The sequence below is a fragment of the Parabacteroides chinchillae genome (assembly GCF_900108035.1).
Taxonomy (GTDB): domain Bacteria; phylum Bacteroidota; class Bacteroidia; order Bacteroidales; family Tannerellaceae; genus Parabacteroides; species Parabacteroides chinchillae.
Window position 1 is genome coordinate 79,529 of sequence record NZ_FNVS01000006.1, and the last position, 21,587, is coordinate 101,115.

Below are 21,587 nucleotides of genomic sequence, written 5' to 3' on the forward strand. Positions count from 1 at the left end.
ATGAAAAAACCGAGTGTAATACTCATGTTGCTCTGTGCAACAGTACTATCTGTACAAGCCCAGAAGTCAATGGATGAGATAGACAGGGAAAGCTTCAATGCACAGTATAAACCTTTTCAAAAAGCAGGTATATCTGTCACCCTCAAGCCTCAGGCAATTGTACACAGCCAACCCACAAAAGACCTGATGCTTAACGGCAACTGGCAATTAGCAAAAGGCGGTAATGAAAAAGAAAGGCTGGGAGGAAACTGGCCCGATGCCATCACAGCCTCAGTACCGGGCAGTGTGCATGGAAGCCTATGGAAAGCGGGGATAATACCGGATCCTTACCTCAGGCAAAATGATTCTATTGCCACACGACAAAGCTATGAAGCGGCCTGGTGGTATAAAAAAGAATTTTCCATCACGGATAAACTAAATGCTCCCCGTCTGATATTCGACGGCATTGCAAATAAATGTACGGTCTGGCTGAATGGAGTAAAATTAGGCAATCACGAAGGTATGTTTGGTGGTCCATTCTTTGATGTCAATAAGTTATTAAAAGAAAAAAACACGCTTATCGTCAAACTGGAGCCTATCCCCCGCATATTTGAAGAGAACGACAGTACGCTATCTAACACAAGCTGGAGAAACACCGTCGTATTTAACTGTGTATACGGATGGCATTACTCGCGAATTCCGTCTTTAGGGATATGGCGCCCTGTCTATATAAAGAACCATGCCAGTGTAGAAATAGAGCATCCCTTTATTGCCACCCGTAGCCTGGATGGAGACATGTCACTTCAGCTAACTCTCAGAAGTGCATCAGATAAGCCCAAAGGTACTTTAAAAGTTTCCGTTCTTCCTGACAATTTTGAAGGAGAAGAAACATCCTTTGATTACAAAATAGCTTCGTCCCGAAAAGAAGAAACAGTTTGTTTTGATTTTAAGATCAAGAATCCCCGCCTATGGTGGCCCAACGGAAAAGGAGATCCTAATCTTTATAAATTAAAAATATCTTTCGTACCCGACAATCAGGGGACTGCAGATTATGCTGAGACTTCTTTCGGTATCCGGACAATCAAAATGGCTCCATCCCCCGAGGGCGTATCACCGGACAGATACAACTGGACTTTCGTCATCAACGATAAACCTATGTTTGTAAAAGGTACCGGATGGTGTACCATGGACCAACTTATGGACTTCCCCAGAGAAAAATACGATCACCTGCTTTCTATTGCCAAACAGCAAAATATACAGATGCTTCGAGCCTGGGGCGGCGGTATTCCCGAAACAGACGATTTTTATGACCTGTGCAACAGATACGGAATCATGATAATCCAGGAATGGCCAACAGCTTGGGACAGTCACCTCACCCAACCATACAATGTACTGAAAGAAACTGTCGAACTAAACACTTTACGCATTCGCAACAATCCTTGTCTTGTTATGTACGGCGGAGGGAACGAATCACCGGCACCATTCGGAGAAGCAATAGACATGATTGGAAGAACAAGTATAGAACTTGACGGCACACGGCCTTTCCACCGGGGAGAACCCTGGGGAGGAAGTACACACAATTATTATTGTTGGTGGGAAAGGGCACACCTGAACCATGCCTTGAACATGACATCGCCCTTCTGGGGTGAATTTGGTATTGCCTCTCTACCTCAAAAAGAAAGTGTAATGAAATATCTTTCCGATTCTGAAAAGAACGTATGGCCTCTCGGACAAAAGAGCGATTTTGTCCACCATACCCCTATTTTCGGTATAGCAAGCGATTTACAGAGACTAGCCCAGTATTCCGGCTATCTGATGCCCGATAACACAATAGATCATTTCATTACCGGCTCGCAGCTCGCCCAAGTAGTTGCTGTCCGTCATACATTAGAACGAGCCCGTACACGTTGGCCTGAATCGTCAGGCGCTTTATATTATAAACTAAACGATAATTACCCAGCCGCCTCATGGGCTGCTGTAGACTGGTTCGGAGCGATTAAACCGGTTCATTATTTTGTGCAGAATTCTTTTGCACCTTTGGCTTCTGTTATTCTGTTTAATCAAACAAATATGTCCAGCCAGGCTGTATCCCTCCCTGTATTTCTGTTAGACGACAATCTCGATTTAAAAGGAAAAAGCTGGGAAATAAACATTTCCTGTTATAATCATACACTGGCATTGGTTAAACAAAAGTCATTCCAGGGACAGGATAATCAAAAAGAAGTCAATCAATTAGGATCACTCAACCTGGATACGGATCAAACCCGTTCACCTGCTCTGTTATTCGTTTCCGAAGTCAGGTCAGAAGATAAACTGCTGTTTCGTACCTTTTACTTTATGAATTTTGAAGTACAGAAAGGCAGCCTTTTCAATCTTCCCCGCACAACTCTTGCTACCGAACGTTCAGGTAACCGGATAAAAATAACCAACACTGGTAAACTTCCGGCTGTAGGCGTAAATATCCAATGTCCGGAAAATGAATACCGTTTGATTGTCTCGGAAAACTTCTTCTGGTTAAATCCGGGAGAATCGAAAACGGTAGATGTAAACCTGTCCGAAGAAATAAAAACAGATTGTTGGAATCTGGAAGGTAATCCATTCATTAATTAAAATCGTAAAATGAGAATAAAAAAAGATCCCGATGGTTTTTCAAAACCATCGGGATCTTTTTTATAAATGCCCGGGATGATCCGGTAAAAACAGTTTATGCTATTTCCGACGCAACGGTACAGGGCGGAGCCAGGTAAGCACTCTCCAAATCCATTCTATCGGACCATAATAAAAATGCTTAATCCACCAGTTACTATAAAGTACCTGTACCATACAAAAAACAATCCCAACAAGAGCACTTTGCAAATAGTTCAATTCCACAGCACCATTCAAGCCGAAACCATAAAATATAACGACTCCAACCATACTTTGCGCCATATAGTTTGTCACACTCATACGGCCAACAGGAGCTATATAATCCAACACTTTACGACCTCCATATTGGTAATACATTAAAGTAAGCCCGCAAAAATAAATCATCATCTGCCCCAGGTTTCCATATGTTTTAAACATCGTTTTTCCAACCTGCAAAGCAAAGCCGTCTACTCCCATTTTCTGTAAAGAATAAGCAATCGTGTAAAACATGGCAAACCATACAACAGCATAAGGAAGCAATAAACGACTATATTTAATCATCTTTTCTTCACTCTTATGGATTCCTGCACGGCCAATGAGCATACCTACAATAAATAGTCCGAGCAACTGTAAATAACGGAAGTTATTAAAGACCCACAGGATTTTGGCATATTGACCTTTCCAAAGATTGAAGTCTATCACATCACATAATGACCCGTCAATGAAAATACCGGCACAAACCTCATACAAATGATTCATATACGCAACAGCATGAGTTGGTTCATTCGGCACATTGTTTTCAAGTAGGGAAACAAAACTAACAATAGCCGGAATCTGCAAAAACAACAATACCGCCAATACAATCAGCCAACGTGTCGGAACCTTATAAAGCGGAATAAGCAAAACGCCCAATATGGCATAAACTGCAAAAAATTCCCCGAGATAAATAAGGCCGTTAATATATCCGAAAACAAGCAATAATGCCAGGCGCCACAAAAAGCGTCCTCTGAAATCAACACCTTTCGATGCCTGAGAGTCCATCTGCATAAAGAAACTCAGTCCGAACAAAAGGGAAAACATGGCATACGACTTTCCCGAAAAAAGGAAATTAAGAGCATCAAACACAAACGTATCCGCCTGCTGCCAGAATGGATTTTCTACAACCGGAACCAACGTCAGATCAAAACGCTCCATACAATGAAGCAGCATAATTCCCATAAGGGCAAAACCACGCAGTGCATCAATTGAAGTGATCCGTTTGACAGGTATCACAGGTGATGATATATGAGTCATTGCATTATTTACTTGGACAGAGAATTAATAACAGCTTCATTGGCTTTCTTCACGGCAGCTTCATTAATCTTAATAACCTTACGGTCATAAGTCATCAAACCGTTCACTTCGCCTTCCACATCTGTTGTTTGTGTATATACAGCAGCAGAGAATCCTCTCGGAACCAAATTTTTCAATTGATCTGCATATTTTACATATTCGGCAGTTACTTCGTCACTGTTCTTAAACTGTACATAACCCCAGTTACGTTTATTCCACCATAAATGATTTTCTATCGGAAGACCGATTCCACCATATTCGCCTAACACAGTCACACGCTGCGGATCGAACAGGAACATATCGGGTGCAGGATAGTTATGCAAATCCAGGATATCACCACAAGGACGATGGTTGCCGCCACTTGCCGGATTCACCAAACGGGAAGGATCGTAAGATTTAGTCCAGTCAACCACTTTTTCAGTATCGAACTGTCCCCATGCCTCATTGAAAGGCACCCATACAACTACAGATGGATTAGACATACAGAGATCCATGATTTCTTTCCACTCCTGATAATAATTGTCTTTCGATTCGGTGGTACGTTCATGGTCTTTCCCACCATTATACACATGATGTTCCCACATATAAGAGCCATGATCACCGCTAGGCATATCCTGCCAAACCAAGATACCTTCCTTATCACAATGGTAATACCAACGTGCAGGTTCTACCTTTACGTGCTTCCGGATCATATTAAAGCCCCAGTCTTTTGTTTTGATAATATCATAAAGAAGAGCTTCATCCGTAGGAGCCGTATATAAACCATCAGGCCACCAGCCCTGATCCAACGGACCAAACTGGAACAAATCTTCATTATTCAGCTGCATACGCATGATGCCGTTTGCATCTCTCTTTGCAGAGATTTTACGGAAGGCGGTATAAGATTTTACTTCGTCTATCACTTTACCGTTCTTAGACAAAGAAACTTTCATATCATACAAATATGGATTCGCAGGACTCCACAAAGTAGGATTCTGCACTGTTAAACGCAATTCTTTTCCTTGCACACCTTTAGCTGTAGCAACTACATTTCCTTTATCCATCAATTTAACTTCCACAATACCGGCCGGACACTCTACAGAAGTAGCAACCGTTACAGACATAGTCTTCGTATCGATATTCGGAATAGCCTTGATCGACTGGATATGATTTGTTGCAACCGGTTCCAACCATACGGTTTGCCAGATACCGGTTACCGGAGTATACCAGATACTTTCGGGGTTTGACACTTGTTTGCCGCGAGGCTGGTAACCTTTATCGCTCGGATCCCAAACGCGAACCACCAGTTTCTGATTGCTTGTGCCATTCAGGTAAGGAGTAATATTGAAAGAAAACGGAGTAAATCCTCCTTTATGTGAACCTATCAAAATATCATTTACATAAACATCGGCTTTCCAATCCACTGCCCCGAAGTTTATCATCACGTCTTTATTCTTCCAGGAAGAAGGAACTGTAAACGAACGTTTATACCATAATTCATTATTTTCACCGACCTCTTTCTGCACACCGGACAAGGAAGACTCCACTGCAAACGGTACTAATATTTTTCCATCAAATGAAGCAGGCTCCACTTCACCTTTTGGCTTTATAGCATAATCCCATTCGCCATTCAGGTTCACCCAATCGGCCCGTTCCATTTGAGGACGCGGATACTCGGGCAGCACATTTTTCGGATTGATTTGCTCCGCCCATTGTGTCTTGATTTTATCACCTACCGGTTTCCATTGTGCTTGTACGCACATTGCCAAAACCAAGGCACAGCCAATTAATACATTCTTTCTCATGCTAATTCAGATTTATAAGTTAGTAATTAAAAATTTCATTTTAAATAAACTTCCAGTTCCCGACCTTCTCAGGCGGGGAACGGAAGAATCCATCAATAATGTAAATCAAATTAATCGTATGTACCCAATTTTGGCGTTTTCCACTTGGGTATTTTTACATTGAAGAAATATCTTTAGCCATTGCTTGCTCCAACATCTTCATAAAATAACCACCCACTACCGAACGGGCACGGAAACCAACCGAATTACCGTCCGTTGTCTCATGCCAGTCACTCAAAGGCATACGGGTTGTTGTCTCATTCGCATATTTATATACCGGATCAACCAGGCTGTTAAAATCATCCATGTTATTGGTAAGACAAGCTGTCCAAAGAATCCAGTCGGACTTGGTATATGTCTTACGGATATCCAGAGGCAGGCCATATTTATTCTGTTTTGTCAGATAATAAGCCATTTCCTCTGTTGCAATTTCTTCAGGAAAGACATGCAAGCCCAGCAATTTATCCCACACCAAATTATACTTTTGGCTCCAGGTTCCGGGCTGATCAAACGTGAGACGGTAATGGTCTCCATCGTCCGCCATGTTTACCCATTTTTCCGCCATCTCCCTGGCTGCATTGGTGTACTTATCGGCCACCTCTTTTTCGCCCAGCATTTCAGCCAGTTTACCATAACCGGCTATACCTATGATAGCTTTGATAGACAGGTTAGTATTATGGGCAAAGTGTCCTGCAAAGTCGTCAGTGCATAATTGGTTTTCGGGATCCAAGCCTTCTTTCATCAAATAGTTAGCCCAAACCGTCAGCACATCCCAATGTTTTTTCGCATAGCCGGCATTTCCTTCACGTACAGCAATAGCTGTAGTTAATATCAACATATTGCCACTTTCCTCAACAGGCATATCCCCTCCGTAAGTTTGCCCGTTAGCCAACGGATAAGTTCCAACATCATGGGCTGCAAAAGGCTTGTTCCATTTTCCGCTTTCGCTGTAATAGAAAATCGGATTCATCATACCTTTCAATAATTCAGGATTATAAAGTAAAAACAAAGGAGCAGAAGGATAAGTAATATCCACAGTGCCTATAGAACCATTGCTGAAGTTTTCTTTAGAGAAAAACAACAGGTTGCCTTCCTTATCCTGTATCAGTTTATGGGCTGCTATAGCCTGACGGTAAGCCAATGCACACAAATCGGCATATTTTTTCCCTCCGGCATTTTCTGCATCATTCATCATACGGGTATCAAACCCGGCACAACGTTTCATGACAGAAGCATAGTCTTTGCCTGCTTTTTCAAAAGCATTATAAATATTCACCTGGCCGTCATGTTTCCAATATGCCATGCGATTATCCTTAAAATACTGGATAGCATACCCGTCATCATATCCTAGCATAATATATCCGCCAACCGGAGAAACAACATGTCCCAGATTCCGGTTAAAAGCTAAAACATTCATATTTTCAGATTCCGGAGCCATATCAGGATTGAACGTGTTGGCCGATAATTCACCAACTTTAATAAAATCACTCTTCATTTTATGATAATCGCCTATGGCAAGGGATGTATTTTCAGCATCATTTGCAGCCATATAGAAATATCCCCAGTCTATACGTACATCATCCCCTTTCTTTGCCAATACGGGTTGTTCTATCGTACCGGTTTTCAAATAAGTGATACCGTCCCGTTCCTCCCTTTCATACGAAACGGGCTGTCCTTCATTGTCTACTGCCCAATGAGGCGTTGCTTCAACATATAACTGTACGTCATGTTCCTTTCCGTCTAAAGATTGTACCTGATAAGAGATATAATTAACCGGAGTAGTCATCAGATCCAAATCGTTCAATAATAACGGAGAAGTAAAGATCATATCCAGTTGGACAGGACCACATTCAAATGTATAATACGTTTGAGTAGGCAATACGTTGGCAGACGTTTGCCTGGCAACTAAGTCAAAACTACTGCCTCTATCTTCTTTCCTATATAAACCGAAATCCACATAAGCACCGCCAACTGTATTATGGCAATGTGCTGTTATTATATTTTTTCCCGGTTTCAGCATTGCTTTCACTTCGGCCGGAAGTTCTATTATCACGTTGTTTTTCCATGTATTTCCGGTATTCACAACTTCTATCCCATTCACATAAAGTTCAAAAATATCATCATGAGAATATTCCAGGAAGATTGTCTGTCCGTTATAATCATCTTCCGGTAAATCAAAGGTTCTTCTAATCCAAATATCAGGGCTTATCCAGGAAGTAGAGAGGTTAGGCATTTCAGATGTTCCGAAGGCTGCTTTTCCTTTTGTCCATGATGCATCATTAAAATCCATCGACAACCAGCCGGAAGCAGGTTCTCTTTCAGTATAAGCAGCATCCCATTTTTCTCTGGCTGCTGTAGGCAATATAGCCTTTAAAGCCATATCCTCTTTGCCCATAAAACGATAAGCCTTGCCATCCACACGAACTGCCCCTATTAAAGGATGCTTCTTCCCTGTCCAGTGACGTATGCAATCATCATACAAATGATCCGAAAAAGACCAGGCACTGGTATAAGGGTCTATTGTAATCAATGGATATGCCGGAGCCCGCAGATCGTTTTTCTTTTCAGGTTGAAAAGAAACTCCCGGATCCGAACAACTGCTAAACAACAGTCCAACCAGAAATAAAAACAAATAAAAATGCTTTTTCATGATATATATAGTACACAACTTAAATTCATCTCTGTTTTTCCGATAGCAAAAGAACGGTTTTAACAGGATGAATGCTTTCAGAAATCATTCAAAAGCTTTCAAACATCATTCATTTGTAGTAGATTTGCCCCTGAAAAGCACTTATTTTCCAATACTTATGAAATCTTTCATCCTTGTTGTTATAAATATGATTTGTATTCTGTATTGCCAAGGCAGTACGGCCCGCGAACTCTATTTCAAGCATTATAACAACAAACACGGATTGTCTCATAACTCTGTTTTTTGCTCTTTGCAAGACCAAAAAGGATTCATGTGGTTCGGAACAGACGACGGCTTAAACCGCTTTGACGGATATACATTTAAAATTTACAGATATAATTCGTGGGAAGAATCCAGCATTCCGGGCGATCATATTATTTCTTTATCCGAAGGAACAGACGGGAAAATATGGGTCTGCACAAACCAGGGTACCTGTTATTACGATTATCATACAAACTCATTTCATCCCCTGACCTTCCCCGGTAGGAACAACCACACCGAATACTTTCAATCCGTGCTGGAAGACAAGCGAAACAATTTGTGGTGCATGGAATACAATTATATTGTAAAATATTCTCCAACCGAAAAATCCATACAAGTTTATCCCGCTGAAAAATATTTTCACCCTAACAATATGATTCTGTCGGAAGACGGCTATCCTATCTTTTGTGACGACAGCAACATATATTCATACAGGAACGAAACCAACAGTTTTGATATGACCCCGATTCTGGAAGAAGAAGAAAAGAACCAGCAGATTCATCTTTCTGTCATCTGCCAGATTCCTGAAACCGGCATTTTAATAGGAACAGACAAAGCCGGACTAATGCTATTTCATTACCAAACGCAAAAGATCGAAACAATTATTCCCCAAATACAAGTCAGAGCCATTACCGCATTCAATAAAAACACCTTCTGGATTGCATCCGAATCGGGGATATACATTTATAACATAATAGATAAAAAAATACAACATCTGCAGAAATCGCTTACTAACGAATACACAATTGCCGATAACGCTGTTTATGCATTAACAAAAGACAAAGAAGGAGGCATGTGGGTAGGCACATTCTTCGGAGGAATAAATTACCTTCCTAAAGAATACACTGGATTCCGGTATTTTATCGGAGGGAAAACACATCCTGGTATGCTGGGAAATGCTGTTCGCGAAATATGCCCTGACAAATACGGGCATTTATGGGTAGGCACAGAAGATAACGGTATCAATCGCTATGATCTGCAAACCAACGAGATGGTTAATTTTTCCTTAAACAACCCCAATCACCCTTTATCGGCAACAAACATTCACGGCCTGCTGGCAGATGAGAATAAGCTATGGGTTGGTACATTCAATAACGGAATAGACGTACTGGACATTCCGTCGGGCAAAATAATAAAACGTTACACCCGTTCAAATACACAAAAAGGGTTAATAAGCGATTTTGTCCTTTGTTTCCATAAACTGGACAACGGGAACATGCTCATAGGAACTTCTTCCGGTACGGTTTTCTACAATAAATCGACAGACAGTTTCCAGCCGTGGAAAAATATCAGATCATTAGTCCGCCAGATATATGAAGATAAAAAAAGGACGATCTGGATCATTACAAACGATGGCGTATACCGATATCTTCCCAAAGAAGACAAGGTTGTTCGTTATACATCCGATTTATCCAAATCCCAGGGATTAGGCAGCAATAACGGAAACTCTGTTTATGAAGACAGCAGAGGCAGGATATGGATAACCACAAGCAACGGTTTCTCACGCTATGACGACCAAACCGATTCGTTCAACCGGATCACTTCCGAAAACGGTCTGCCCAGCAACATTATCTATCGCATAGTTGAAGACGATGAACATTTCTTCTGGATTTCAACGGCCAACGGGTTAGTAAAATTTGACCCCGAAACATTTGTAATGCGTACTTATACCTATACGGACGGTTTACAGGAAATGCAGTTTAATTTCAGCTCCTCTTTCAAAGCTCCGGACGGAACAATCTATATGGGAACAATTGACGGTATGCTGGCCTTCAACCCGAAGCATTTCAGGGCAGATACTTATACCCCTCCCATTTACATTACGAATATCAACATTCCAGGTGATCAAAAGCGGAAATACAAGGCTAAAATGTCTCCGATTGAAAGCACTTACCAATTAAAACTGCCATACAACATATCTACATTTACGGTTTCATATATAGCTTTAAGCTTTACTTCTCCGGAAGCAATCGAATATGCCTATAAACTGGAAGGTGTAGACAAAGACTGGATATATATGAATCAAAACAAAGAGGTTACTTTTGCAAATCTTTCTCCCGGCAGCTATCTGTTCAAAGTAAAATCGACCAACAGCGGCAGTGTGTGGCAAGAAAATGAACAGACACTGCAAATAATCATAACCCCTCCTTTCTGGGCAACCGGCTGGGCTATGCTGTTATATTTTATTTTAATAATTGCCTGTATAGCTATCTTTTATTATTATAAAAAAGCGAAGTTGATAGAAAAACACCGCATCAACCAAGAAATATTCGAAAGCAAAAAAGAAAAAGAACTTTACAATGCCAAAATACAATTTTTCACCTTTATCACACATGAAATACGTACCCCGCTGACTCTTATAAAGGCACCGCTGGAAAAGATATTAAAATCCAACGACGGAAACGCCTCTACCAAAGCAAACCTCGAAATCATCGAAAAGAATACCCAGCGCCTACTTAACCTCAGCAACCAATTGCTTGATTTCCGGAAAACCGAAAGTAAAGGTTTCCGTCTCAATTACGTGAAAACGGATGTAAAACTTTGGATTGAAAATATTTTGCAACCTTTCATGCCCATACTTGAGAAGGAGGAAAAAAAGTTCACCCTCCATATTCCCGAGGAATATATCGCTGCTTATATCGACCGCGAAGCTTTCTCTAAAATCATCAGTAACCTGATTGCGAATGCCATCAAATACTCCGATAAAACGGTTTGCCTGGCCCTGACAACTGATAACGAAAAGAAAACTTTTACCGTCTCTGTCACCAACGATGGCTTCCTTATTCCTGAAGAAGAAAAAGAAAATATCTTTACACCTTTCTATCGTCTGAAAGAAACAGAAAACAAACAAGGAAGCGGTATAGGTTTGTCTTTGGCACGCTCGCTGGCCGAATTTCACAGCGGCAATTTGACCTACAGGCACACAACTGATGGCCTGAACTTGTTCTGCCTCACACTGCCCACGGAACAAGCAGACGGCTACACAATGGTGGCCGACGAAACCCCTGAAACCTATCCAACTGAAACGATTTCCATTCCGCAAGCCGGTACACCTGTTGTCCTGATCGTGGAAGACCAAGCCGATATGCGTAAGTTTATTGCACAAGAACTTTCTACCAACTATCAGGTACTGGAAGCTGATAATGGGAAATCCGCACTCGGCCAACTGAAAGAAAATAATGTAAACCTGATCATAAGCGATGTCATGATGCCGGTAATGGATGGCTTTGAACTATGTAATACGGTAAAGAACGACGTAGACTACAGCCATATCCCGTTTATACTTTTAACAGCACAACATAACCTCCAATCCCGTCTGGAAGGTTTAAACAAAGGTGCAGACGCTTATATGGAGAAACCATTCTCCATCGAATTACTGATTGCACAGATACAAAACCTATTAAAAAGCCGGGAAATACTAAATAAAACGTACCTGGAAAAGCCTCTGGCGCCGGCCTCATCATTGGCCGTATCACCCGTAGACGATATTTTCTTAAGCAAATTCAACGCTTACCTGGATGAACACATCACTGATGAAGCCTTGAATGTGGAAATGCTGGCTGCCGAAATGGGTATGAGTACCTCCAGTTTATACCGAAAGGTAAAAGGGCTTTCCGGAATGTCGCCGGTAGACTTTATAAAGATTTCACGTCTGAAAAAAGCAGTCCTACTGATGCAAAACGGAGAAACCCGGATGAACGAAATAGCCTTTCAGGTAGGCTTTTCCTCACCTGCTTACTTCTCAACCTGTTTCCAGAAACAATACGGCAAATCGCCGTCGGAATTTATAAAATCCAGGTAATAAAATCTGAAACCGGGCGATTTGGCTAGTAGTATTTCCACATTGGCCAATTTCCCGGCTTATATTGACGCATATTCAAACACGGGTACTTATAAGTTTATAGTAGGAATTCAGACAGGAAAGGATGCGTACACCTACAAAAGTATCACCGGAGCTCCGGCGAAAGCTCCGTACCCCTACAAAACCATTACCGGAGTAGCTGCGGCCATTTTGTAGGCCTACAAAACCATTACAGACGCGCCGGCAGCCATTTCGTACCCCTACAAAACCATTGCCGGAGCTCCGGTGATACCTCCGTAGGCCTACAGAGGCTTTACAGACCGGATTTCTCAATTTTCAACCTAATATTAACTCGTTAAATTCAAAGTTATCGTAGCAGATACCAAGATTACTTTTCCGACGTAGGAAATGAAGTTATTCTAAGGCGTGCCGCTCCCATAGGGATAAGGGTTATATCGTCAACCGTATCAGACTTTTTCGCATTTTCATAAGGCAAAACACCACAAAGGCCATATTCGTCTACCTTCCATCCGGGTACAAGACGTCCTTTAGCTTTAAATTCCATAGGTACTTTATCAAAAGTAAACGGATTACCGTCTTCCGGCCAATCTTTACGTAGCAACGTGATCGGCGAGTTCGTTAAGAGCGCATAATTCCAGTTACTTCCCGGATAAATCTCATAAGTAGGCCAAGCCTCTGCATCTGCCCCTTCCTGCCATCTGGAGTCGCCTATTGCCGTAGCACGGCTATCCAGTTTTTTATAATCTTCGTCTATCTTCAATGACAATGTAAGCGGGCCGTAATTCACACTGACACTATTTTTATTAACCTGCCAGTTACGAACGGAATAATCCATCGGGATATTCAGTATTACTTCATCGTTTGCATTCCATTCACGATTGATCCGGATATACTTTCCTGCACTCAAGCCGGCATTTACAGGTTTACCATTCACCAAAACGGAAGCATTTTTACACCAGGACGGAATACGCAAATAAAGAGGAAATGTTACCGCCTCCGGTGTTTCTATTGAGAAACGGACGGTTTCCTCAAACGGATAATTAGTTTGTTCATGCAGGGTAATTTCCGTTCCGTCACCCACTTTTATTTTGGCATGGCATGCATTATAAAGTACGGCAGCAATACCATTATCAGGAGTAGCCAGAACCAAATGCTCTGTATAATAAGGCCAGCCAAAACCGTGATTATGTTGGCAACAACGGCTACTGAACGGATTCATAGCCAGGAACGGGCCACGGTTATCAATACCCGGATGATGGTTTTTGGAATCGCTTATCACATGATTAGGGCAGGTTATATAACGCAATGATTTATAATCGGGCATCATAGAAGCAGGATAACTGTTGAATGCAACATCTTCACAGTTTTCAGCCCAATACGGATCGCCGGTAATCAGAAGCATAATTTCATCTGAAGCCATCTGTTCTACAAAACCGCAAGTCTCCGTTCCTTGTCTAGGGTCAAAGAAACCTGTCCGCGCATTCTCGTCTGCTCCGAACATACCCCCCGGCACCTGGCCGAAAGCCCGGCGTATCAAACTCTGCACATTATAACTAGCCTCCAACATAGCCGAATCTTTATTAAACAAGAAGTAAGTTGCAGGTTCGCGGAAACACTGGGCAATATTCACATTATGCCAGTTGGGCAACTCGGTGGATTTAGTCCAGTCGGCTGTATTTTTATGTAACTTTTCTGCCAGAGCCAACAGTTTTTTGTCTCCGGTACGGTTATAAAGCCATACTACACTCCACAGATTATCCCCGCCACGGCTGTTCTCCCAGTAACTATACAGAAAATCTTCGTCCGGAACAGTCAGCAAATAATTACAATAGTTGGACATAAAATCAATAATCCGTTGATCACCGGAATATTCATAATATGATTGCACAATCCACAGAACGATCATATTCGGCCAAAAATCCTGTTTGCCATCATTCTGATGAACCGGACCAAAATTACCGTCTGCCCGCTGGCTTTTCAGTATACCTTCAATCCAGAACTTTGTTTCTTTCAGCATTGCTTCATCCTTCATAATATAAGAAAGATTGCTGTAACCACGCAACCAGTAGGGAACTTCCTCCCATCCCCACTGCCCTCCGTTTGTCAACCAGGCATTATCGCCTTTTTGCAGCCAGGCACTGATTTCCCCCAAATGTCCGTTCAAGCCATCTTTTTGTAATTCGAGCTGTTTCAGGAGCCATCCTTCCGGTTCAATACTACCTACCGGTAATTTAATAAACTGTTGAGGTTGTAAAGGAGCCTTATTACTCACATAGAACTCGTTCTGAGTAGTTGTCGCCAATCTGTCCATAACTTCCACAGTAGTACTGTCAGGAATGGAGCAGGCAGACAAAGCAACGGACATAAACACTAATGTCTTCTTCATGGTCTCTTTGAGAATTAAATTGATTATTAAAAACGGGGTAAAAATACATTTGTTTCGGCAAACTATAAAATAAATGACGTACATTTGCATCGCAATATTAAATCTGTTATCCTATGAAAGCGCAATCATATATTAATAGCCTGTGTGTACTTCTTTTCCTGAGTTTTATGATAACCGGCTGTAAGCCCGGAACTAGAAAAACTGCAGAAAACAATATCCAGTTCGATTCCATCAGTGTAGACAGAACCTATCATTTACTGGAAAATCCTGATAACCCGAATTGCAACCTGCAAATCAGTTTTACTTTCCCCGTAAAATATTCAAACAAAGAAATACTTCAAAAAATACAAAAGCAATTTGTTCTTTCGTGTTTCGGTGACACGTATGAAAATGCAACCCCGCAAGAAGCAATCGAACGTTATACGCAAGATTACTTAAGTGCATACAAAGATCTGGAAACTGATTTTAAACAGGAATTGGAAAAAGACAAAAACCAACCTGTCGCTTCCTGGTTCTCTTATTACGAAATGGCATCCAATGATATTGTTTATAACGAAAACGACATAATAAGCTACACCGTTAACATGGAAAGCTATACGGGCGGCGCTCATGGATCACATTCGCACATGAATCATGTGTTAAACCTGAAGACAGGCGAGCCCGTCACAGAAGAAGATATATTTGTTGAAAATTTCCAGGACAATTTAAGCCAAATTATTGTAGACAAAATTACCAAACAGAACAATGCCGAAAACCCCAAGGAATTAGAAAATGCAGGATTTTTCAGTATCGAAGAAATCTTCCCCAACGGTAATTTCCTGATCGACTCGACCGGCATCACTTACACATTCAATGAATATGAAATCGCCGCTTATGTTGTAGGAACAATCAATGTACACCTTCCTTTTGACGAAATAAAACATCTACTCAAGAAGGAAAGTCCTATTGCCGGATTAATTGAAAATTAATAGTCGAAAACTTACAAACAAAATGGAGATGGAGCAAAATCAACCGGATGACAAATTATCAATTATCAGTTATCAATTATCAGCTATCAGTACTTATTTCCCGTCACTAACCATAAATCAAAAAGAACAAATTGTAGCTCTTTTTGATTTATACGCAGACTGGAATTCTAAAATAAATGTCATATCAAGGAAAGATATTGACAATTTATATCTCCACCACGTACTGCATTCGCTGGGAATTACCAAGATGCTCCATTTCAAGAATGGTTCGTCGGTGATGGACCTAGGCACCGGCGGAGGTTTTCCCGGGATTCCGTTAGCGATTTTTTTCCCGGAAGTACAATTCCACCTGGTGGACAGTATCGGTAAAAAAATAAAAGTAGGACAAGCTGTTGCCGAAAGCATCGGGCTTACAAACGTAACCTTTCGTCATTGCCGGGGAGAGGAAGAAAAGCAGCTTTTCGATTTCGTAGTAAGCCGTGCCGTAATGCCGCTGGCTGACCTTGCTAAGATTGTACGTAAAAACATACGGAAAGAACAAATGAACGCATTGCCTAACGGACTTATTTGCCTTAAAGGCGGCGAACTGCAACATGAGGTTTTACCTTTCCGCAATCAGGCAGTTACAATTGATTTGAAAGCTCATTTTAAAGAAGAATTTTTTGAAACTAAAAAAGTAGTATATATCCCTCTATGATTTCAATAAAAGCATTTGAAGTAAATTACTTCTCAGAAAACACATACCTTTTGTATGATGAGACAAAAGAAGCAGTCCTCATTGATTGCGGATGCATACGCCGAAACGAAGAAAAAGAAATAAGTGATTTTGTTGCTCAAAACGGACTGACAATTAAACGTTACCTGTGCACACATTTACACTTAGACCATATATTCGGCAATATATTTGTATATAAAACATACGGCCTCAAGCCAGAAGCCCATAAAGCAGACGTAGAAGGCCTGCCCTCTTCCGAAGAACAAGCAAAACAGTTCGGATTACCTGCCGGCATACAAGATGTTCCTGTAGAAAAATACCTGGTAGGAGGAGAAATTATTAAATTCGGCAAATCCGAATTACAGGTAATTACAGTACCCGGGCACTCTCCGGGAAGTGTATGTTTCTATAACTCCAAAAACGGTTTTGTTATTGTAGGCGATGCCTTGTTTTCGGGAAGTATAGGACGGACAGATCTCTGGGGTGGCAATCAGGATGTACTGATTGCAGCCATAAAAAACAAGCTGTTAACATTGCCGGATGAAACAGTTGTTTATCCGGGTCACGGTACGGAGACAACCATTATCAACGAGAAATTAAATAATCCTTATTTATAAGATCAAATATTATGGACACGAACAAATTTGTAAACCGCCATGTAGGCATTTCTACGGAAGACGTTCCATCTATGCTGCAGGCTATTGGTGTAAACTCGCTTGACGAATTGATCGACCAGACAATTCCGGCCAACATCCGTCTTAAAGCCCCCCTGAACCTTCCCGAACCAATGACCGAACGGGAATATGCCGAGCATATTGCCGAATTGGCATCCAAGAACGAAGTATTCACATCTTATATCGGAATGGGATGGTACGATACTATTTGTCCCGCTCCTATCCAACGTAATGTATTCGAGAATCCGGTTTGGTATACATCTTATACTCCTTATCAAGCAGAAGTCTCTCAGGGACGACTGGAAGCTCTAATAAATTTCCAGACAGTTGTCAGCGAATTAACAGGTTTACCTCTGACCAACTGTTCATTGCTTGACGAAGCTACGGCAGCAGCCGAAGCCGTAACCATGTTCCATGGCGCCCGCAGCCGCGCACAAGTAAAAGCGGAAGCCAACACAGTGTTTGTTGACGAGTGTGTATTTGCGTCCACTCTGGCAGTGATCCATACACGCATGATACCACAAGGCATCAAAGTTGTCGTAGGTGATTATAAGAAATTCGAACTAACTCCCGACGTGTTCGGTGCCATCGTACAATACCCGAATGCAAATGGCTCTATAGAAGACTACAAAGAATTTGTTGCCCGTGCCAATGCTAACGATACCAAAGTGGGCGTTGCTGCCGACCTGATGAGTCTTGTATTACTCACTCCTCCGGGAGAATGGGGTGCTGATGCAGTATTCGGTACCACCCAGCGCTTCGGTATCCCTATGTTTTACGGAGGTCCGTCGGCAGCTTATTTTGCTACGAAAGAGGAGTACAAACGTACTATCCCCGGACGTATCATCGGTATCTCTAAAGATGCATACGGACACCCTGCCTACCGCTTGGCTTTGCAGACCCGCGAACAACATATCAAACGCGAAAAAGCAACCTCCAATATTTGCACCGCTCAGGCTTTACTTGCAACAATGGCCGGATTCTATGCCGTTTACCATGGAGCCGAAGGCCTGAAAAACATAGCCAACCGCATCCACTCTTCCGCAGGATTCCTTGCCGGAGAGTTAGAAAAATTAGGATATAAGCAATTAAACAAAAATTATTTCGATACATTGATGATCGAACTTCCTGCCAACGTTTCAATCAATGTTCTTCGCGAAATTGCATTGGAATGCAAAGTAAACCTGCGTTACTTCGAAGGCGGACAAGTTGGTATCAGTGTTGACGAAACAACCCAGCCTACCGATATAGGCGTTCTGTTGTATATCTTCTCTGGCGCAGCAGGCAAAGACTATATGTTGAATGAATCTGTTCCTGCAAAACGCTACTTTGACGATAAGTTCGCACGTACTTCCGAATTCCTGCAACAGGATGTATTCAAGAAGTACCATACAGAAACGGAACTAATGCGTTATATCACCCGTCTGGGACGTAAGGATGTATCATTGGCACATTCAATGATTTCACTAGGTTCGTGTACGATGAAGCTGAATCCGGCATCAACCATGCTGCCGCTAAGCCGTGCCGAATTTATGAATATTCACCCTTATGCTCCGGAAGAACAGGTTGAAGGTTACAAAGAACTGATAGAAAACCTGAGCTCTTATCTGGCAGAAATAACAGGACTTAAAGGAGTTACTTTGCAACCCAACTCAGGAGCAGCCGGAGAATATACCGGTTTGCGCGTAATCCGTGCTTATCAGGAAAGTATAGGGCAAGGACATCGTAACATCGTACTTTTGCCGGCATCGGCACACGGAACCAATCCGGCCAGCGCTGTTCAATGCGGATTCTCAACCGTAACAGTAAAATGCGATGAGAACGGAAACATCGATCTGGAAGATTTTCGTGCCAAAGCAGAAGAAAATAAAGATAATCTGGCTGCCAGTATGATCACTTATCCGTCTACCCACGGTATTTTTGAAACAGATATCAAAGAGATGTGCGACATTGTACATGCTTGTGGCGGACAGCTATATATGGATGGTGCAAATATGAACGCGCAGGTAGGTTTGACAAATCCGGGAACTATCGGCGCAGACGTTTGCCACCTGAACCTTCATAAAACATTCTCATCTCCTCATGGCGGGGGTGGTCCGGGCGTCGGTCCGATATGCGTTGCAGAACATCTGATACCGTTCTTACCTCAGCACCCTGTCCTTTGGGGAAGCGATCTGAACACTGTTTCTGCCGCTCCATATGGTAGTGCAGGAATCCTGCCGATCACATACGGTTACATCCGCATGTTGGGAACAGAAGGTTTGACAACAATTACGAAAACGGCCATCCTGAATGCCAATTATCTGGCTTCAAAATTCAAAGACACCTACGGCATTGTTTACACAGGAGCAACCGGACGCGTAGGCCACGAGCTGATTCTGGAATGCCGCACAGTGAAAGAGCGTTCAGGTATCGACGAAGGCGACATAGCCAAACGTTTGATGGACTTTGGCTACCACGCACCCACTCTCTCATTCCCCGTACACGGCACATTGATGATAGAACCGACCGAAAGCGAAAGCAAAGCCGAACTGGATCGTTTTGCCGAAGTTATGGAATGTATTTGGGAAGAGATCAAGGAAGTAGAAGAAGGGAAAGCCTCAAAAGAAGACAACGTACTAAAGAATGCACCGCATCCCGAATATGAAGTAGCTGCCGACGAATGGAAGCACGAATACCCACGTAGCAAAGCTGCATTCCCTCTGGAATGGCTGCATGATGGCAAATTCTGGATCAACGTTGCCCGCGTGGATAATGCTTACGGCGACCGCAACCTGATTCCGACGATCTGCTCTTGCGAAATCTAATTTATAACATTATATTTGCAACAAATGAGAAAGGAAATAGGCAAATGGCTGATGGACGTAACGAAGTATGTAGCTACCGCCGTATTGATCTCTTCTTTTTTAGGAGAGTTTGATGACAAATGGATCATGTACGTAGTTGGTCTAGTCACTGTAGCTTTATGTTTCTCAGTCGGCCTATATTATATTAAAGACAGATAAGAAAGGAGGATAAAATAGGAGCAATTATCATGATGTCTTTTTTATGCGCAATAGCAATAGGCGCATATATTTTCGCTATTACTCCAGAAGGTAAAAAATGGATGAAAGAGAATTAAAAAGTAACATGTAGTACCAAAGGCTATCTGGATATTTATATTTTAGATAGCCTTTTTTATAAACAACAAATCATATCTAAAATGAAAACACTTCTTTTCGCTCTGGCAGCCCTGGCTATGACAGCCTGCTGCAGCAAAGCACCGGAGAAAACGGTAAAAGTCTACGCCTGGCAAGGCGAAGGACAAGACGCAACCGAACAAACCATTCAGGAAGACTTTAGCAAGTGGCATGCGCACGGAGTAGACGGCATGTGCTACAACGTAGGCTATAACCTTGAGAAGATACAACGCGCCGCCAAAATAGCAAAAGCTAACGGCATGGAGTATCACGCATGGATCCCCACTATGCTGAATGGCAACGCCGATTCGTCATGGTATGCCATAAACCGCAAAGGGGAATCGGCTTACAACGTACAGGCCTATGTTCCTTATTACAAATTCATGTGTCCGAACAATGACAGTGTGATTAATTACATTGTTCAGGAATACAGCAACGTGGCCGACATTCCGGAAGTAGATTATATACACCTCGACTATATCCGCTATGTAGACGTGATCCTAGCCAAAGGCTTGTGGGATAAATACGGACTGGTAATGAACGAAGAGTATCCTACGGCCGACTACTGCTACTGCCCTAAATGCGTAGCCGATTTCAAAGCAGCCACCGGCATCGATATCCTGACTGTAGAAGATCCGTCGAAATGTCCGGAATGGGCACAGTTCCGTTGCGATGTAATCACCAACCTGGTAAACAAAATATCCGACGCCGTTCATGCCAAAGGCAAGAAACTGAGTGCGGCCGTATTCCCCGGCCCGGACTCACATGCCAAATGGATGGTTCGCCAGGAATGGGACAAATGGAATCTGGATGCCGTATTCCCGATGAACTATAATGATTTTTATCTGGAACCCGCTTCCTGGCTCGCTCCCATCGTAAAGGAAGAGGTAGAAACGGTTGGCGGTAAATTCCCGGTATACAGTGGCCTGTTTATCTGCCATGACTGGCAAAACAAAGCCAACATCAAAGACCCCGAAGGACACGGCCTGCTGCCCTCCGAAATAGAAGAAGCCGTACGCGGCTCGATGGAAAACGGTGCTGCAGGAATCACCCTCTTTACGCCCAACAGCATGACGGACGAACACTGGAAAGCGCTCGACAAGGCCATCCATCAGAACTACACAAAGAAATAG

13 protein-coding genes are annotated in these 21,587 nt (G+C 42.4%); 9 read left to right on the forward strand and 4 right to left on the reverse strand.

Annotation, left to right across the window (positions count from 1 at the left end):
- Nucleotides 1-2,589 carry a glycoside hydrolase family 2 protein gene (locus C4S38_RS06105; protein ID WP_103982980.1) on the forward strand — a complete coding sequence of 863 codons (2,589 nt, stop codon included), beginning with the start codon at nucleotides 1-3 and terminating at the stop codon, nucleotides 2,587-2,589.
- Between the two features lie 99 nt (nucleotides 2,590-2,688).
- On the opposite strand, the gene C4S38_RS06110 is transcribed toward C4S38_RS06105, so the two are convergent.
- The 3 genes from C4S38_RS06110 to C4S38_RS06120 all read right to left on the reverse strand — a co-directional run bounded on the left by C4S38_RS06110 (nucleotide 2,689) and on the right by C4S38_RS06120 (nucleotide 8,409).
- Nucleotides 2,689-3,897, reverse strand: coding sequence for a DUF418 domain-containing protein (locus C4S38_RS06110; RefSeq protein WP_103982981.1), 1,209 nt, complete (start codon nucleotides 3,895-3,897; stop codon nucleotides 2,689-2,691).
- 8 nt (nucleotides 3,898-3,905) lie between these two features.
- A complete protein-coding gene (locus C4S38_RS06115) occupies nucleotides 3,906-5,720 on the reverse strand; it encodes a glycoside hydrolase family 2 protein (protein WP_103982982.1) in 1,815 nt (604 codons plus the stop codon).
- A 154-nt stretch (nucleotides 5,721-5,874) separates the two neighbouring features.
- The gene (locus tag C4S38_RS06120; protein WP_103982983.1) at nucleotides 5,875-8,409 is read right to left on the reverse strand and encodes a glutaminase domain-containing protein; all 2,535 of its coding nucleotides are present in this window, start codon (nucleotides 8,407-8,409) and stop codon (nucleotides 5,875-5,877) included.
- 67 nt (nucleotides 8,410-8,476) lie between these two features.
- Between C4S38_RS06120 and C4S38_RS06125 the strand changes: the two genes are divergently transcribed.
- Entirely contained in the window at nucleotides 8,477-12,511 is a 4,035-nt protein-coding gene (locus tag C4S38_RS06125; RefSeq protein WP_234999302.1) for a hybrid sensor histidine kinase/response regulator transcription factor, read from the forward strand.
- 21 nt (nucleotides 12,512-12,532) lie between these two features.
- On the forward strand, nucleotides 12,533-12,727 hold the full coding sequence (locus C4S38_RS06130; protein ID WP_103982984.1) for a hypothetical protein: 195 nt from the start codon (nucleotides 12,533-12,535) through the stop codon (nucleotides 12,725-12,727).
- Between the two features lie 172 nt (nucleotides 12,728-12,899).
- Here C4S38_RS06130 and C4S38_RS06135 read toward each other — a convergent pair whose 3' ends face one another.
- Nucleotides 12,900-14,918, reverse strand: a complete 2,019-nt coding sequence (locus tag C4S38_RS06135) for a beta-L-arabinofuranosidase domain-containing protein (RefSeq protein WP_103982985.1) — start codon at nucleotides 14,916-14,918, stop codon at nucleotides 12,900-12,902.
- Nucleotides 14,919-15,031: 113 nt separating this feature from the next.
- On the opposite strand from C4S38_RS06135, the gene C4S38_RS06140 reads away from it, so the two are divergent.
- The 6 genes from C4S38_RS06140 (at nucleotide 15,032) to C4S38_RS06160 (ending at nucleotide 21,587) form a co-directional block, all read left to right on the forward strand.
- Nucleotides 15,032-15,886 carry a DUF3298 and DUF4163 domain-containing protein gene (locus C4S38_RS06140; RefSeq protein ID WP_103982986.1) on the forward strand — a complete coding sequence of 285 codons (855 nt, stop codon included), beginning with the start codon at nucleotides 15,032-15,034 and terminating at the stop codon, nucleotides 15,884-15,886.
- Between the two features lie 28 nt (nucleotides 15,887-15,914).
- Nucleotides 15,915-16,583 carry a 16S rRNA (guanine(527)-N(7))-methyltransferase RsmG gene (gene rsmG, locus C4S38_RS06145; protein ID WP_103983061.1) on the forward strand — a complete coding sequence of 223 codons (669 nt, stop codon included), beginning with the start codon at nucleotides 15,915-15,917 and terminating at the stop codon, nucleotides 16,581-16,583.
- Nucleotides 16,580-17,218, forward strand: a complete 639-nt coding sequence (locus tag C4S38_RS06150; RefSeq protein ID WP_103982987.1) for an MBL fold metallo-hydrolase — start codon at nucleotides 16,580-16,582, stop codon at nucleotides 17,216-17,218. The genes rsmG and C4S38_RS06150 overlap by 4 nt, the downstream gene beginning before the upstream one ends.
- Before the next feature lie 11 nt (nucleotides 17,219-17,229).
- Nucleotides 17,230-20,082: an aminomethyl-transferring glycine dehydrogenase gene (gene gcvP, locus C4S38_RS06155; RefSeq protein ID WP_103982988.1), complete on the forward strand. Its 2,853-nt coding sequence runs from the start codon at nucleotides 17,230-17,232 to the stop codon at nucleotides 20,080-20,082.
- A 24-nt stretch (nucleotides 20,083-20,106) separates the two neighbouring features.
- Nucleotides 20,107-20,280 carry a DUF6722 family protein gene (locus C4S38_RS15800; protein WP_160034650.1) on the forward strand — a complete coding sequence of 58 codons (174 nt, stop codon included), beginning with the start codon at nucleotides 20,107-20,109 and terminating at the stop codon, nucleotides 20,278-20,280.
- Between the two features lie 197 nt (nucleotides 20,281-20,477).
- Nucleotides 20,478-21,587, forward strand: a complete 1,110-nt coding sequence (locus C4S38_RS06160; protein WP_103982989.1) for a glycoside hydrolase family 10 protein — start codon at nucleotides 20,478-20,480, stop codon at nucleotides 21,585-21,587.